This window comes from Mycobacterium triplex (assembly GCF_000689255.1).
GTDB classification, from domain to species: domain Bacteria; phylum Actinomycetota; class Actinomycetes; order Mycobacteriales; family Mycobacteriaceae; genus Mycobacterium; species Mycobacterium triplex.
On record NZ_HG964446.1, the window covers coordinates 4,274,431 to 4,289,407 of the forward strand.

Below are 14,977 nucleotides of genomic sequence, written 5' to 3' on the forward strand. Positions count from 1 at the left end.
TGATCTGCTTCACACCAGGCTACGGCTAACTCGCGCGGCGGGAAAGCCAACACGAAAACCGGCAACCGATCCCCAACCGATACCCGCGTGTCCGCGGGCCAAACATGCGAGCCACCCACGCGTCTTGAAAGATTGGGGCCATGATCGAGATCACCCTGTTAGGAACCGGCAGTCCCATCCCCGATCCGAACCGCGCGGGACCGGCGACGCTGGTGCGGGCCGGCGGGCAAGCGTTCCTGGTGGATTGCGGGCGCGGCGTGCTGCAGCGCGCGGCGGCCGTTGGCGTGGGTGCCGCCGGGTTGTCGGCGCTGCTGCTCACCCACCTGCACAGCGACCACATCGGCGATCTCGGCGACCTGCTGATCACGCGGTGGATCACCACGTTCACACCCGATCCCGCGCCGTTCCCGATCATCGGGCCGCCGGGCACCGCCGAGACGGTCGAGGCCATGCTGAAGGCGTTCGGCCACGACATCGGTTACCGCATCGCCCATCACGACGACCTGAACACGCCGCCGCCGATCGAGGTGCACGAGTACACCGAGGGCCCGGTGTGGGACCGCGACGGCGTTTTTATTCGGGTCGCGCCCACCGACCACCGGCCGGTGGCACCGACCATCGGATTCCGGATCGACGCCGGCGGCGCCTCGGTGGCGCTGGCCGGGGACACGGTGCCGTGCGCGGGCCTGGACGATCTGGCGGCCGGGGCAGACGCGTTGGTGCACACGGTGATCCGCAAGGACATCGTCACGCAGATCCCGCAGCAGCGGCTGCAGGACATCTGCGACTACCATTCGTCGGTCGAAGAAGCCGCGGCGACCGCGGCCCGCGCCGGGGTCGGCACGTTGGTCATGACGCACTATGTGCCGGCGCTGGTGCCCGGACAGGAAGAACAGTGGCGCACACTGGCCGCGTCGCAATTCGGCGGGCGCATCGAGCTCGGCGACGACTTGCACCGGGTCGAAGTCTCGCCGCAGCCGTAGCCGTAGCCGTAGCCGTAGCCGTAGCCATGGATGATCGCCCGAGCGCCGGCGCAACTCACGAGGACGAGCACTGGGCAGACGTCGAACCCGGAACGCTGTCCCATCTGCTGCGGGCACGTAGGCCCGCGGTGTTTTTCGCCGCCAACATCGGTGATTCCGTCATGTTGCTGCCGACGGTGCGAGCGTTGGGCGAAATGTTCGACGCCCCGCTCACGCTGGCCGCTCCGAAGCTGGCCTTCGACCTGTGTTTCCGGGAGGTGAGTCCGCACCTGGTCGACATCACCGGCGTACCGGAAACGGGTCCGCCCGTACTTACGATTCGATCACCCGACTGTGCGGCCCTGGCCGCACAGCTCGGCCCCGTCGACGTGTTCATCAACACCGTGATCACGAACATGCCGATGGGCACGTTTCAGGAGCTTCAGGCGCGTCTTGCTCCCACAACGATCGGCTTGACCAACGGTTACACGGACTACGACGTCACAGTTCCCAGACAGGCGTGGCATGCCTGCGATTCGCTGTTCAAGTTGGCACGCCTTTTCGATCCGTCGCTACGGCTCGAGGACTACGCACAGCCGGTGTCCATCCCCGCGTCGGTCCAGGAGCAAGCCCGATCGATGCGTGCCGCGCTGCCGCCCGGGACCAAGGTGCTGGTCGTGCACGCCGACACCAATTGGAAAGAAAAGCGTTGGCCCGTTACCCGTTTCATCGATCTGCTGGACCGATTCTTGTCGAGTCACCCCGAGTTCGTGGCATGGGTCGTCGGGCTGGGACACGAGGATCTCAACGTCGGGCGTGAACGTGGCCGCGTCCTCTCCCATCTCGGGCTCCCGCTCGATCTCAGCATGAGCATGGTCGCCAACGCCGACCTCTTCCTGGGCATCGATTCCTGCATGCTCCACGCCGCGGATCTGGCGCGGATTCCGGGCGTCGGACTCTTCGGCCCGACGCGATCGGCGACATGGGGATTCAGGTTCGGGCCGCACCGGCACCTCGATCAGCGAAGGATGGCCGACATCAGCGTCGAACAGGTGCTGGATGCATTGGAAGACATTGCCGACGAACATGTGTAAACGATGACTTTGGCGGAATTACCTTGCCCGCACCTCGATTAAGCTTGTTGACCGAGCGCGCCAAGCCCGCGACCGATATGCGGTGTTGGGAGAGGACTTAGGTTATGGGCATGGTCAGGCCCACCGGCGGGTTTGCCGAAGGCATGCTCGACGGCGGCGGATGGCCGGACGTTGCCGAAGACGCCTTCTACGACCGAGCCCAGCAGTATGCGCAGGTCTTGCGTCAGGTCACCGACGTGTTGGACACCCTGCGCCAGCAGCGCAGCGAGATCTTCGTCAGCGGCCTCTGGTCGGGCCTGGCCGCCGGCGCCGCCAACGGCGCGCTCGAATCGAATATCGACGAATTGGTGAACTTGCAAAACGATTTGACCACCGCGATCACCTGGCAGCGAAAGGTCGCCGGATCAATCGAGCAGGCGAAGTCGGACATCGGCGACAACGTGGATGCCGCGCAGCGGCGGATCGCTCTGATTGAGCGGGATGCCAAATTGAAGCCCGCCGAGCGAACGGCCGCGATCGATTCTCTGGTCAGCGCGACGCATGCCGCCAATGTCAGCGTGGTCGAAGGCACCGCGGAGCAGATCCTGGAGAGCAAGGACTGGAAACCGCCGGAGCGCGCATTGCAGGATCTGCTCGACCAGAAGGCGCCGCCGGACCGCCTGCTGGGTGACCGCGACCCGCGCTGGGGCGGCCGTTCCTGGGGACCGGACGGCGCGTCACAGCCGTCGACCACGGCTGCCCCGCCGGTCGCCGCGGCCCCACCGCCATCGACGGTCATGGCGCCGATGCCCGTCGCCCCGGCAGCCACCACCGGCACGACCGCTCCGGTCGTCCCACCGAGTGCACCAAAACCGTTGAGCCCGGCGCAGTCCGCGCAACCCCTCGGCACCGGTGCTCGCAACACCGGCATGCCCGCTGCGTCGGCGGCACCCGCCGCGCCATGGTCGGGGCCACGGGACACGGGTCCGGCGGTCGCGCCGGCCTCGGCGACCGGCATGCCCGCCGCACCCGCGCAAGGATCGCGCGCAGCCACCACGGGTTCGAGTGCGGCCCCCGGTTCGGGTGCTCCGGTCGGACAGAACGCGACCGGTTCGTCTGCCGGGATGCGACCGGCCGCCACGACCCGGCAGCACGCGCGCGACGGCGTCGCTGCCCGCCCGAAGGCGGCCCAACCCACCGAATCCGATGCGGCCAGCGGGGTTCCGGTTTCGGCGGCGCGGGCCGAACGCGACGCGGCGACGGACGCGACGCGCCGTGGCGAGGCCGATCCCCTGGTGCTCGCGCGGCGCATCGCCGCGGCGCTCAATGCGCCCGACAGTGGCGGCGCGACGCATCTGAAGTTCTTCTGGGTGACCGCGGTGACCGCCGAGGGCGTCATCGTGGTGGCCAACAACTATGGAGTGGCCTACATCCCCGACGGGGTGCAGGTGCCCGCACAGGTGCGCATGGCCAGTGCCGACGACGCGATTCCGGCCGCCGAGCGGGCGCGCTGGGCCACCTATCCATTGATCGCCGTGCAGGGTTGGGCGGAACACCGAAACACCAAGCTGCGAGCGGTGATTGCGACTGACGAGCAGTTCGGCGATTCCGACCCCGGCGTGGCCAAGGTCGTCCTGAAGCCGGACGACATCCCGCAAAGCGGTGCGATGACCGGCCGGTCCCGGCTGGAAGTGGTTCATCCGCGGGCAGCAGAGCGCCTGGCGGGCACTCCCGATTCGGGGTTGCTCGCCCTGTTGCCGACGCCGTCGGCCGGCCCGCCCGCCGACCGGCGCTCGCGGCTGTGGCTGGAGGCGATGCGGCCGTTGTCCAGCCGCGCCGTCGGCCGCGAGACGGCGCACCTGCGGGCGTTTCGCGGCTACGCCGCCCACGCACACGAGGTGATCCTCGGCCAAGCGCGCGCGGCGGCCGACTCGGTTGCCCAGCGTGCCGCCGTCGCCGACTGGCTCTACTGGAAGCACCTCACCGAGTTACTCGACACCGCCGCCGCACAGTCGCCCGTCAAAGCTTAGCTATCGCCAGAAGCGTTGCGGCTACTGCGGTTTAGTTTGAATAGCGCTCGTCGCTGCGGTGAGCGAGTCGGCCAACTGCCCCAGCGACTCGATCAACTGGGCCTGTTGGGCCTCGACGACCGGCGCCGCCGCCGCTTGCGCGTTTTGTATCGCCTCGTTGATGCGTAGCGCCACCGTCTCGATGCCCAGTCGTAGTAGGCCATCCTCGATGTGCAAGCCGGTAAGCCATTGGTGCCCGTCGACCGTTACCTGGACTGTCCCGGATTCGTCTGAGCCCCTGAAGGATTCGGCGTTGAGCTTGTCTGCTTGCGCGTCCCCCATCGACTGAATCTGCTCTGCCGTACGCAGCACCTCAGCCACTACCGGGTGCATTTCGGTGTTCATCTGGCGTCCTTACTGGTCGTTGCTGCCGTACCGCGTGGCGAACACGTCTGCCTGCGCGCGAATAGCCTGGTCCGGCGACCGCAGCTGCGTCATACCGGTCTGCAGTGCTTCGGTGATGAACTCTTCATCCTCTTGATCTGAGATCCCCAGGTGCCGGAACGCGTCGAGCACAAATGAGTGCTGAATCGACAGGGCCCGTTGCCGAGCCAGGTCCGCGATTGCGAATATCTCTGCGGCAAGACTGGATTCAGTCATCTTCGCCGCATCCGGTGACAGCTCGACCAACGAGATTCTGCCGTCCATGGTCGCCGTCACCGACACGGTCTCGGGGGGATTCGTCACCTTCGCCGTCGGCATCGCGCCATCGTCGTCTGCGGCGTCGGCGGCCTCGACGTCGCCGTCGCTGTCGGCCAGCGCGTCGATCAATTCGACCCCGGCGTCCGCGACAGGCGCCGGCTCGACCAGTGAATCGATGAGCGACGGCTCGGCGTCGTCGTGGCCGGCCTCGTCTCCGAAGTCCAGGAACGAGCCACTCTCCCGGCCGAACCCGTCATCGAAGCCTTGGTGCGTTGCGCTTTCGGGTCCGGGGTTGTCGCCGAAATCCCAAGCGGCGGAACTCCCGTCGTCGCCGTGCTGCGTGGTTTCCACTGTGGCCTCTGTCCTTCCGAACGTCTTGGTCTGTCGAATTCAGCCCGGCAACATCTGTTGGTCGAGGTTGTCGCTCGTCTGGGTGTCGGTGCTGGTGTAGGCGGTCGCGCTGGCCCGCAATTTTCCGGCCAGGTCGGCGCATACACTGGCCATGTTGGTGCACGCCGCTTCGCGTTCGCTCTCCGTGTTGAACATGACCCCCCAGAACGCCGCGGAGATCAACCCGTGATCCCAGACCAGTTTGTAGGCCAGCCCGTCGGTTGTTGCCATCGCACTGTCGATTTCGACCGCGGCTTCTTCCTGCTCGAGCGCCAACTGTTCCAGGTATGCGGTTTTTACTTCGAATTTGTTTGCCATGATCTCTTTCCTCGACGTTCTGGCGTCAGCGGACGCGTTCGCTCGCCTGTTCGGTGCCGTCGGCCGCGGTGTAGACCGGCGCGCGCTCCGCAGCCTGGCTGCCCGTGGCCGCGCCGTCGGGATCGCTTGGGAGAACGTCTTCCTCGGCGGCAGCAGCCTTTGGGGCGGCACCGGACTTCGCCGCACCCGATGCAGCCGCCCCGGACGAGGTCCGTGAGCCCGACGCTGCGCTCGGCACCCGGCCGACGGCGGGCGCGGCGTAGGCCGGTGAGCCGCCGGTTTGCGGCACGGCGGCTCCCGACGACAGCGCGCCCGGCCAGTCACCCGGGGCACTCTCGCCTTCCCCGGTGCTCGGGGCGCCCGGGGACGACGCGGCGCGCTGACCGAACCCGCCGGACGGCGCGGCCGAGGATCCCGCGTTGATCTCGGCGAACCCGCTCACGGCGGACTTCGGCGCGGGCGCTACCTTCGCCGCCGCGGAGTCCGATCCGGTGATCACCGCACTGGCGGCGACGCCGGTGTATCCCTCGGTAACGGTCTGCAACGCAACCCCATTCTCGGCCGCCGAGGTAAACGCCCACACACACGCGGAGAGGGCGATCGGAAATCCGACAAGAAACATTGCCCACTGGAACGAGATCGAAATCGCTTCCCCCGCTGGGCCGTACGCCCATCTCAGGGTGGCCGCAATCGGGATGCACGCGGTGAAAAAAGCCCTGACGCTGGTCAGGGTGATCTTGCAATTTCCCAGCGTGTCGGAATTCTGCTGCAGGATCGCCGCGACCTCGAGGTCAAGGGCTTCCATAGTGCTCGCCCATTCGATCTGCTGGGCGTTTCGTGCGTTATAGGAATCGGCGGCCGCACCCACCCAGGAGTCGCCGGCGACGGTCGCATCTTTCAGGTTTTCCCAGGCCAATTTGAAATAGCTCGACGCCGCTTCATACGTCTGCCCCTGCTCTGCGCCACTTCCGAGCAACAGCGTCATAGCGGTCACAATCTGTATGCCGCGTTCCAGGATGACGGCCTCGACCCCGAAGGCGTCCCGTAACGATTCTTTGCCGCCTTTACGAGGACCGAGCATGTCACCCGCCGCGGATTTGGGGAGGTAGTTCTTCCCGACCGCATACCCGGCCTGGCCAAGAGCCAGGACAAGGTTGAGGGTGCCGTCGGCGTAATTGCCCGTGGCAAACGCTTTACCCGCGGCGACGGTGCTGAAGCCGGGTTTCCAGGTGTCAGAAATCTTGGGCATCGCTACATTCCTCCAGATTTCGCCGCGCGACGGCAATTGGAACGAACTCTAACAGCGCCCGAGTCAGTGCGGGCTCCAATCATGCTGCGCACCAGGCGCTTTGACGGCTCGACATACCTAAGACACCTCTGCGTCGACCGTCGTTCACCTTCGCCCGAGCCGTGCCGGCGGCGGTCACTCGGGAACGTCGTTGCGCCGGCGGACACCGATGACCGACGAGGTCCACGGCCGGTCCTCGGTGTAGATGTCCTCTTCCTCGCCGTAGCGCTTGGCCTTGGAGTCCTTACCCTGACCCTGGCCCGCGCCGGCGCCCATCGGCATCCCGCCGCCCATAGCGCCGCGTCCCGCCGCCGCGCCGCCCATCCCCGGGGGCAGGCCGCCCGCACCCGCGCCCGGTCGCGCCGCCGCACCCTGGGTCGCGGCACCGGCGTCCGTCGCCGACTGCAACGGCGCCGACGGCATGCCTGCGCCTCCGAACGACGCCGGCTTGACCCCGCCACCCGTCGACAGACCGGGCACTCCCGTCGGCAATGGTGGCGGTGCGGCGAAAGGGTCACTGGCCGTATCGGTTTGGCTGGAAGCCAGGTCGCTGAGGCTACTCACGGTGTCCGCGATGTTGGTGTTGCCCAGCTGCGACGCCAGCGCACCGGGGTTGGCAGCGCCGGAACCCGTCCCCGTGCCGATGACTCCCCCGATTGCGCCACGGATGATTTCGCCGGCGTTATCCGGTATCTGAAGCGGCGCCTTGACGGTGACCGCCGCCGGCGGGTTGGTGGGATACACCAGCGCCAACGGCAAGGCGGCACGCTGATGGTAGTCGGCCAGCACCGTCTCCGACCTTGCCTGCATGTCCACGTACCACGTCAGAACCTCGTTTTGTCTGTTGATGTCTCCCCTCCTCCCGTACTCGTCGTACCAGAAGTCGGCGATGTAGAGCTCGTAGGAGGTGGGGTGGACCGTGACGGCCCATTTGTGGGCGTCCACCACGCCCCTGGCTTGGCTGGCGATCTGGTAGCACGAGCTGTTGCCCAGCTGGATCAGATACTTCTTCTGTTGCTCGAAATTGGCTTCGACCGCTGCCGCCGACTCGCCCTCCCAATACTCGAAGGGTCGGAACCGTTGCATGACGGCGTCCGCTTGCAACGCCAGCACATAGCTGTTCCAGTCGCCCTCGAACTTGGTGTATGCCGGGCCTTGGTCGGGCGCCTCGATATCCTCGATCGCCTGCCGGAGGTCGTAATAGCCGTCATAACCGGGTGTTTGCGGCGGCGGGGCGAAATCTTCGTCCCCGCCGGTTTTCTGCGCGGGAGGTGTGCTCGCGGACTCGGGCGTGGCCGACGACCCCTCGGTGAGCGCGTCCGCGGCCGCCTGGTCGGCTTCCTCATAGGCCAGCGCCGCGTTGCGCAGCGACTGCGCCAATACCAGATATTCCGCCTCGGCTCGTTTGATGCTCTCGCGAATCGCGCTGGCGTTGTAGTTCAGCTGCGTGCCGGAATCCACGACGAAAGAAATGGCACACGGCGGCTGCGGATTCTGCTGTGGCGGGGTGGGCAGCGGCACCTCGAGCTCGGCGGCCCTGGCCATCAGCTCGTCGTACTCGACCTTCAGCATCTCAGCCATGGACGACTCTCCTTCGTCGAAGTCATCACCGCGAGATCCACGGTCAAACGAGCGCTCGCCCGCGCGAGCGAGGCTCATCGTAAACCACCAAGACGCTGGTCGCAGCGCGATCGTGCGGCCGCGGCCGGGGCGACTAGGCCAGTCGAGTGACCTCGACGACCACGTCGAGATCGGTTGCGCCCTGCCCGGAGAAGATGCCCTTGAGCGGGGCGACATCGGTGTAGTCACGGCCGACGCCCACACCGACGTACTGCTCGGTGATCTCGGTGTTGTTGGTGGGGTCGTAGTTCCACCACCCGCCGGTCCAGGCCTGAACCCAGGCGTGGCTTCGGCCGTCCACGGTTTCCCCGACGACGGCGTTTCGTTTGGGATGCAGATAGCCCGACACGTACCGAGCCGGAATTCCCATCTCGCGCAACAGCATTAGCGACAGGTGGACGAAGTCCTGGCAGACACCCCGGCCCGCCTTGAGGGCGTCGATGCCGGGCGAGTGCACCCCGGTGGTGCCCGGAAGGTACTCCAGCTCGCCGTTGACCCAGTCGGCCGCGGCGATCACCGCTTCCTGCGGCTCATAGCTGTTGACGATCTTCTTGCCGACGGAACCGAGCCGCTTGCTGGTCGGCGTGTACTCGGTGGGCTGCAGCAATTCGTCGAATCGGTCGATCACGGCGGCGGACTGCAGGTCCTTCCAGCTGACGTCCTTCGCGGCGGGCTCCGGCTGTTCGGTCTCGACGACCGACGACGACGTCACCGTCAGATCGGTGTGCGGCGCATGCAAGTCGAACGCCGTGACGGCGGTGCCCCAATAGTCGATGTACCGGTAGGACCGGGTGGCCGGAATGGTCTCCACCCGGTTGAGGATCACGTTTTGGCGGGTGTCCGAACTCGGCGTCAACCGGGCCTCGTTATAGGACGCGGTCACCGCCGATTGGTAGGCGAACCCGGTCGTGTGCACCACCCGCAGCCGCCACATCAGGTGTCCCCGTTCCGGGCGACCATGGCCGCGCTATGGCCCGCATCCGACCATGCCACCCATGGCGTGACATGGAAGTACTGCAGCGACAACGCATCTCCGACATCGCGGCAGGTCGTCTGCAGGCCGGCCAGGCGAGTCTCGAGGGTGTCGAGTAACACCCCCGGCGGTAGGAATTCCAGTTCGCTGCGGGCCTGCCCGAGCAGCCGCTGCGCTTCGGCGGTGGCCCCCACCCGGCTCGTCGGGTTGCGCACCAATTCTTCGATGCTCTCTTCGGCGAGCTTCAGCGAGTAGAACACCGACCGCGGGAACAACCGGTCCAGCATCATGAACTCGACCACCCGGCCGGCGTCCAGCACGCCGCGATAGGTGCGCAGATAGGTGTCGTGGGCGCCCGCCGAGCGCAGCAGCGTCACCCACGCCGGGGAGGACGCGCTGTCCCCCACCCGAGACAGCAAGAGCCGCACCGTCATATCGACGCGCTCGATCGCGCGGCCCAACAACATGAACCGGTATCCGTCGTCACGCGAGAGCGTCGAGTCGGCCAGGCCGGCGAACATCGCGGCCCTGCCCTCGATGAAGGACAGAAACTCATGTGGCCCAAGGCGTTTGGCGGCACGTTCGCGTTCGGGCAGGGCATGGTAGGTGGTGTTGAGGCATTCCCAGATCTCGATGGACGTCACTTCTCGCGCCGACTTCGCGTTTTCGCGTGCCGCCGTGATCGCGTCGACAATCGAGCTGCCGCCGTTGTTTTCGGTGCTGTAGGCCACCATGTCGGTCAACGACCAGACATCCAGGTTGTGGTCCGGCGCCTCGATGCCGAGCACCCGCAGCAGCAGCCGGGACGCCTGGTCGGGGTCGACGCTGGAATCCTCCAGCAACTGGTGCAACGCGACATCCAGAATGCGCGCCGTGTCATCGGCCCGCTCCACGTAGCGGCCAATCCAGTAGAGCGCCTCGGCATTTCGAGCCAACATCAGCGAACCGTCCTCTGCTGTTGTTGTTGCTGCTGCTGTTGTTGTTGCTGCTGCTGTTGCTGTTTTTGCTTCTGCTTTTTCCGGGGCTTGCCTTCCGGAGGCTGCTCGGCCTGCAGCGGCTGCTGGTGCAGCTCCGCCGGGTCGTCGGGCTCGGGGTCCGTCATGGACTTCGGCAACGAACGCACCACCTCGGCGGCGCCCAGCTCGCGATCGGCGGCCGACGCCCGCGGCGCCAGCACCCAGGTGTCCTTGGAGCCGCCGCCCTGACTCGAGTTGACCACCCGCGAACCCTCGACCAGGGCCACCCGGCTCAGCCCGCCCGGCAACACCCACACCTCGTCGCCGTCGTTGACCGCGAACGGCCGCAGGTCGACGTAGCGCGGTGCCAGCGCGTTGTCGATCCGCGTCGGCACGGTCGAGAGCTCCATCATCGGCTGCGCAATCCAGCTGCGGGGATCCTCGCGGATCTTCTTGCTGACGGCCGCCAGTTCTTTCTCGGAAGCCTCCGGACCGAACACGATGCCGTACCCGCCGGACCCCTCGACCGGTTTGATGACGAGTTCGTCGACCCGGTCGAGCACCTCCTCGCGCTCGCCATCCAGCCAGCACCGGAAGGTGTCCACGTTGGCCAGCAGCGGCTTCTCGCCGAGGTAGTACTCGATCATCGTCGGCACGTAGGTGTAGACGAGCTTGTCGTCGCCGACGCCGTTGCCGATCGCGCTGGAGATCACGACATTGCCGGCGCGGGCGGCGTTGACCAACCCGGCCACCCCCAGCACCGAGTCGGCGCGGAACTGCAGCGGGTCGAGGAAGATGTCGTCGATGCGCCGATAGATGACGTCGACCTGGCGCTCCCCCTCGGTGGTGCGCATGTACACCTGGTTGTCCCGGCAGAACAGGTCACGGCCCTCGACCAGCTCGACGCCCATCTGTCGCGCGAGCAGCGAGTGCTCGAAGTACGCCGAGTTGTAGACACCGGGGGTCAGCACCACCACCGTCGGGTCGGCCTCGTTGGTGGCCGCGGACTTGCGCAGCGCCCGCAGCAAGTGCGAGGCGTAGTCGTCGACGGCCCGCACCCGGTGGATGGCGAACAGGTTCGGGAAGACCCGCGCCATGGTGCGCCGGTTCTCCATCACGTACGACACGCCCGAGGGCGAGCGCAGGTTGTCTTCGAGGACCCGCCAGGTGCCTTTCTCGTCGCGGATCAGGTCGATGCCGGCGACGTGGATGCGCACGCCGTTGGGCGGGACGATGCCGAAGGCCTGGCGGTGAAAGTGCTCGCAGGAGGTGACCAGGCGGCGCGGGATCACGCCGTCGTTCAGGATCTCCTGATCGCCGTAGATGTCGTCGAGATACATCTCGAGGGCTTTGACCCGTTGGACGATGCCGCGCTCGAGCCGGTTCCATTCGGCCGCCGAGATGACCCGCGGCACCAGGTCCAGCGGAAACGGCCGCTCCTGACCCGATAGCGAGAACGTGATCCCCTGGTCGATGAACGCCCGGGCCAGCGCGTCGGCACGAGCTCGCAGGTCCGAGGCGTCCGACGGCGCCAGCTCGGCGTAGATGCCCTTGTACGGGCCCCGGACGTTGCCCTGCGCGTCGAACATCTCGTCGAAGGCCATCTCGTAGGCGTCCGACGAGTTGTATCCGCGGAAGATGCGCTCGGAGCGCGCCAACGCCCGTGCCGCACCCCGCGACCCCCGACTGGCTTTCTCAACCTGATTCGGAAGACTCACTTTTAGGATGCTGCCTCAAATCGACGTTATGGCAGGCCACGAGTTCCCGTTTTGGGAGAAAACGTAACCGACTGCTAACCTGAGCAGTCGCAATCGGGTGTGGGGCGCCCCCCGAAACGAACACCGCAACACCACATCGACGAAGGACAGTTCCGCGTGGCCAACATCAAGTCGCAGCAGAAGCGCATCAAGACCAACGAGCGCGCCCGACTGCGCAACAAGTCGGTGAAGTCCTCGCTGCGCACCGCCGTGCGCGCGTTCCGCGAGGCCGCCGAGGCCGGCGACAAGGACAAGGCCGCGGAGTTGCTGGTGTCGACCAACCGCAAGCTGGACAAGGCGGCCACCAAGGGCGTCATCCACAAGAACCAGGCCGCGAACAAGAAGTCGGCGCTGGCGCGGTCCCTCAACAAGATCTGACCCCTGGGCTATCGGCCCCGGTCGGCCACCAATTCGGCCACTTTCCTGACCGCTGATTCCAGCGCGTAGTCGGCGTCCGCGGCGGCTCCCTTGACGTCGGCGTTGAGTTCGGCCACCACTTTCATCGCGGCCGCCACGCTGTCGCGCGACCAGCGCCGGGCCTGTTTCTGAGCTTTCTGCACCCGCCAGGGCGGCATTCCCAGCTGCCCGGCCAGTCGGTACGGGTCACCGGAGAGCGGCCCCACCCGGCCGATGGTGTGGATGGCCTCGGCCAGCGCGTCGGCCAGCACCACCAACGGCTCGCCGCGCATCATCGCCCACCGCAGCGCCTCGGCCGCGCCCGCGACATCGCCGGCGACGGCCTTGTCCGCGATATCGAAGCCCTTCACCTCCGCCTTGCCGCTGTGATAGCGGCGCACCGCGGCCTCGTCGACCTCGCCGCCGGTGTCGGCGACCAGCTGTGAGCAGGCCGAGGCCAGCTCGCGCACATCGGAGCCGACGGCGTCCAGCAGGGCGGTCACCGTGTCCTCGTCGACCTTGACCCGCAGCGCGCGAAACTCTCTGCGGATGAAGTCGACGCGTTCGCTCACCTTGGTGATCCGGGCGCAGGGATGGACCTCGGCGCCCAGCGACTTCAACTGGTCGGCCAGCGCCTTGGCCCGCCCGCCGCCGGAGTGCACCACCACCAGCGTGGTGGCCGGCGGCAGGTCGGCGGCGGCCGTGGCGATCATCGCGACCGCGTCCTTGCCCGCTTCGGCCGCGGCCTCCAGCACGACGATGCGTTCGTCGGCGAACAACGACGGGCTCAGCAGCTCGGCGAGCTCGAACGCACTGACGTCGCCGGCCCGCATCCGGTTGACCGGGATGTCGGGGTTCTCAGAGGTGCCGGCGCGGTCGCGCGCCGCCCGCAGCACGTCGGCCACGGCCCGTTCGACCAGCAGATCCTCGTCCCCCAGGACCAAGTGCAACGGTGACGCCTCGCTCACCCCACGATGGTGTCACGGATCCCCGACCAATCCGCTCGGGGATCCAGCAGCTCCGACGCCGACCAGGCCAGCGCGCACACCACCGCGACCAGCCCCGCCGCCCGGGTCGAGGCGCGAAACCAGGGCCGCCGCCACAGCACGGCCGCCAGCGCCAGCAGCAGCGCGGTCGAACAGCCGACCAGCAGCACGCCGGCCGGGCCGTCGGGTACCGGTACGGTCGCCGCGGGCGCATGAGCCGCGACGTGCGCCACCTTGGCCACCCACCACACTTCCGGACCGGTGAAACGCATCAGCAGCTGTGCGCCCGGCGGCCACAGCACGCACAGCACGGCCGCGGCGCTGCCCAGCACCGTGACGGGGGCGACGACGGGCGCCGCGGCCAGATTGGCGGCCACGGCCACCAGGCTGAACCGGCCCGAGATGCCGGCAACCAGTGGCGCGGTCACCACCTGCGCGGCCAGGGCAACCGCGAGGCCATCCGCCAGCGGCTTGGGGCAGCCTTTGGCGGCCAGCCGCCGCGACCAGCCCGGCGCGACGACGATCAGCGCGCCGGTCGCCAGCACTGACAGCGCGAAGCCGGCATCGACGGCCAGCTGGGGAGTGACCGCAAGCAGCAGCAGCACCGTGGCCGACAGCGCGGGAATCGCCTGCCGCCGGCGTGCGGTCAGCATCCCCGCCAGCGCGATGGCGCCCATCACGGCGGCCCGCAGCACGCTCGCGGTCGGCTGGACGACGATCACGAACGCCAGCAGGGCCACCCCGGCCAGCAGCACGGCCGCCCGCGGGCCGATCAGTCGGCCGGAGAACAGCACCGCCGCGCACACGATCGTGACGTTGGCCCCCGATACGGCCGTCAGATGCGTCAGGCCGGCCGCACGGAATTCGCCGACGGTCTCGGCGGTGAGCGCCGAGGTATCGCCGAGGACCAGGGCCGTCAACAGCGCCGCCTGCGCGGCGGGCAGCACTTCGTGCGCGGTGGCGGCGAAGCGGCCGCGCACCACGTGCGCGGCCCGCTGCACCGCCCCCGCCCGGCCCGGGACGGGCCGGCCCGCCGCGTTGAGCATCGCGACGGTCAGGTCGTGGCGACCGGGGCGGTTGATCCGCGCGGAGAACCGTAGCGGCTGGCCCACTCTCACGTCGAAGTCCGATGCCCGCGCGAAAACGGTTACCCGGCCGGATATCTCGTCATCGCGCAGCCGTTGCAGGGTGGCGCGAAACATCAGCCGGCCCGAGCCCAGCGAGAGCGCGCTCTCGCTGGGCGTCACCGTCACCGGGGCGATCGTCCCGAATGCCGCGGTGATCGGATGGCGAGCCACCGCGTCGGCGCGCAGCGCGATCGCGAATCCGAAACCCGCGCCGACCACCCCGATCGCCACCAGCCCGGCAGCGACGGCCCGCCGCCGCGGGTGTCGTCCGGCCCGGCGCGCCGTGCACCACGCCAATGGGCCGGCCGCGGCGACCAACGCCAGGCAACAGGATGCCAACACCCGCCCGACCGGCCACACGATGCCGCAGGCGGTGACGAGCCAGCCGGTGAGCGCGGCGGGTACCAGCCGCACATCGAG

Annotated in this window: 14 protein-coding genes; 4 read left to right on the top strand and 10 right to left on the bottom strand. The window is 67.8% G+C overall.

Going from position 1 to position 14,977, the window contains the following annotated elements; genetic code table 11:
- Nucleotides 1-140: 140 nt before the first annotated feature.
- The 3 genes from BN973_RS19825 (at nt 141) to BN973_RS19835 (ending at nt 4,065) form a co-directional block, all read left to right on the top strand.
- Complete coding sequence (locus tag BN973_RS19825; RefSeq protein WP_036470333.1) at nt 141-983, top strand: ribonuclease Z; 843 nt, start codon at nt 141-143, stop codon at nt 981-983.
- A gap of 26 nt (nt 984-1,009) precedes the next feature.
- Entirely contained in the window at nt 1,010-2,056 is a 1,047-nt protein-coding gene (locus BN973_RS19830) for a glycosyltransferase family 9 protein (RefSeq protein WP_051641370.1), read from the top strand.
- 110 nt (nt 2,057-2,166) lie between these two features.
- Nucleotides 2,167-4,065 (top strand): hypothetical protein, encoded by a 1,899-nt coding sequence (locus BN973_RS19835; RefSeq protein ID WP_036472756.1) that lies wholly within the window; start codon nt 2,167-2,169, stop codon nt 4,063-4,065.
- A 21-nt stretch (nt 4,066-4,086) separates the two neighbouring features.
- On the opposite strand, the gene BN973_RS19840 is transcribed toward BN973_RS19835, so the two are convergent.
- The 8 genes from BN973_RS19840 to BN973_RS19875 all read right to left on the bottom strand — a co-directional run bounded on the left by BN973_RS19840 (nt 4,087) and on the right by BN973_RS19875 (nt 12,018).
- Nucleotides 4,087-4,449, bottom strand: a complete 363-nt coding sequence (locus BN973_RS19840) for a YbaB/EbfC family nucleoid-associated protein (RefSeq protein WP_036470335.1) — start codon at nt 4,447-4,449, stop codon at nt 4,087-4,089.
- 9 nt (nt 4,450-4,458) lie between these two features.
- Nucleotides 4,459-5,097 carry a hypothetical protein gene (locus BN973_RS19845; RefSeq protein WP_051641371.1) on the bottom strand — a complete coding sequence of 213 codons (639 nt, stop codon included), beginning with the start codon at nt 5,095-5,097 and terminating at the stop codon, nt 4,459-4,461.
- A 39-nt stretch (nt 5,098-5,136) separates the two neighbouring features.
- The gene (locus BN973_RS19850; protein ID WP_036470338.1) at nt 5,137-5,454 is read right to left on the bottom strand and encodes a type VII secretion target; all 318 of its coding nucleotides are present in this window, start codon (nt 5,452-5,454) and stop codon (nt 5,137-5,139) included.
- Nucleotides 5,455-5,479: 25 nt separating this feature from the next.
- On the bottom strand, nt 5,480-6,703 hold the full coding sequence (locus BN973_RS19855; RefSeq protein WP_036470339.1) for an EspA/EspE family type VII secretion system effector: 1,224 nt from the start codon (nt 6,701-6,703) through the stop codon (nt 5,480-5,482).
- Between the two features lie 174 nt (nt 6,704-6,877).
- Nucleotides 6,878-8,323, bottom strand: a complete 1,446-nt coding sequence (gene espB, locus BN973_RS19860) for an EspB family ESX-1 secretion system-associated protein (protein ID WP_036470341.1) — start codon at nt 8,321-8,323, stop codon at nt 6,878-6,880.
- A gap of 133 nt (nt 8,324-8,456) precedes the next feature.
- The gene (locus BN973_RS19865; protein ID WP_036470343.1) at nt 8,457-9,296 is read right to left on the bottom strand and encodes a transglutaminase family protein; all 840 of its coding nucleotides are present in this window, start codon (nt 9,294-9,296) and stop codon (nt 8,457-8,459) included.
- The gene (locus BN973_RS19870; RefSeq protein WP_036470346.1) at nt 9,296-10,273 is read right to left on the bottom strand and encodes an alpha-E domain-containing protein; all 978 of its coding nucleotides are present in this window, start codon (nt 10,271-10,273) and stop codon (nt 9,296-9,298) included. The genes BN973_RS19865 and BN973_RS19870 overlap by 1 nt, the downstream gene beginning before the upstream one ends.
- Nucleotides 10,273-12,018 (bottom strand): circularly permuted type 2 ATP-grasp protein, encoded by a 1,746-nt coding sequence (locus tag BN973_RS19875; RefSeq protein ID WP_036470348.1) that lies wholly within the window; start codon nt 12,016-12,018, stop codon nt 10,273-10,275. The genes BN973_RS19870 and BN973_RS19875 overlap by 1 nt, the downstream gene beginning before the upstream one ends.
- 147 nt (nt 12,019-12,165) lie before the next feature.
- On the opposite strand from BN973_RS19875, the gene rpsT reads away from it, so the two are divergent.
- On the top strand, nt 12,166-12,426 hold the full coding sequence (rpsT, locus tag BN973_RS19880; protein WP_025736070.1) for a 30S ribosomal protein S20: 261 nt from the start codon (nt 12,166-12,168) through the stop codon (nt 12,424-12,426).
- 8 nt (nt 12,427-12,434) lie between these two features.
- Here the strand turns inward: rpsT and holA are convergent, their stop codons facing one another.
- Nucleotides 12,435-13,394: a DNA polymerase III subunit delta gene (gene holA / locus BN973_RS19885; RefSeq protein ID WP_139830248.1), complete on the bottom strand. Its 960-nt coding sequence runs from the start codon at nt 13,392-13,394 to the stop codon at nt 12,435-12,437.
- Nucleotides 13,395-13,408: 14 nt separating this feature from the next.
- On the bottom strand, nt 13,409-14,971 hold the full coding sequence (locus tag BN973_RS19890; protein ID WP_051641621.1) for a ComEC/Rec2 family competence protein: 1,563 nt from the start codon (nt 14,969-14,971) through the stop codon (nt 13,409-13,411).
- Between the last annotated feature and the right edge of the window lie 6 nt (nt 14,972-14,977).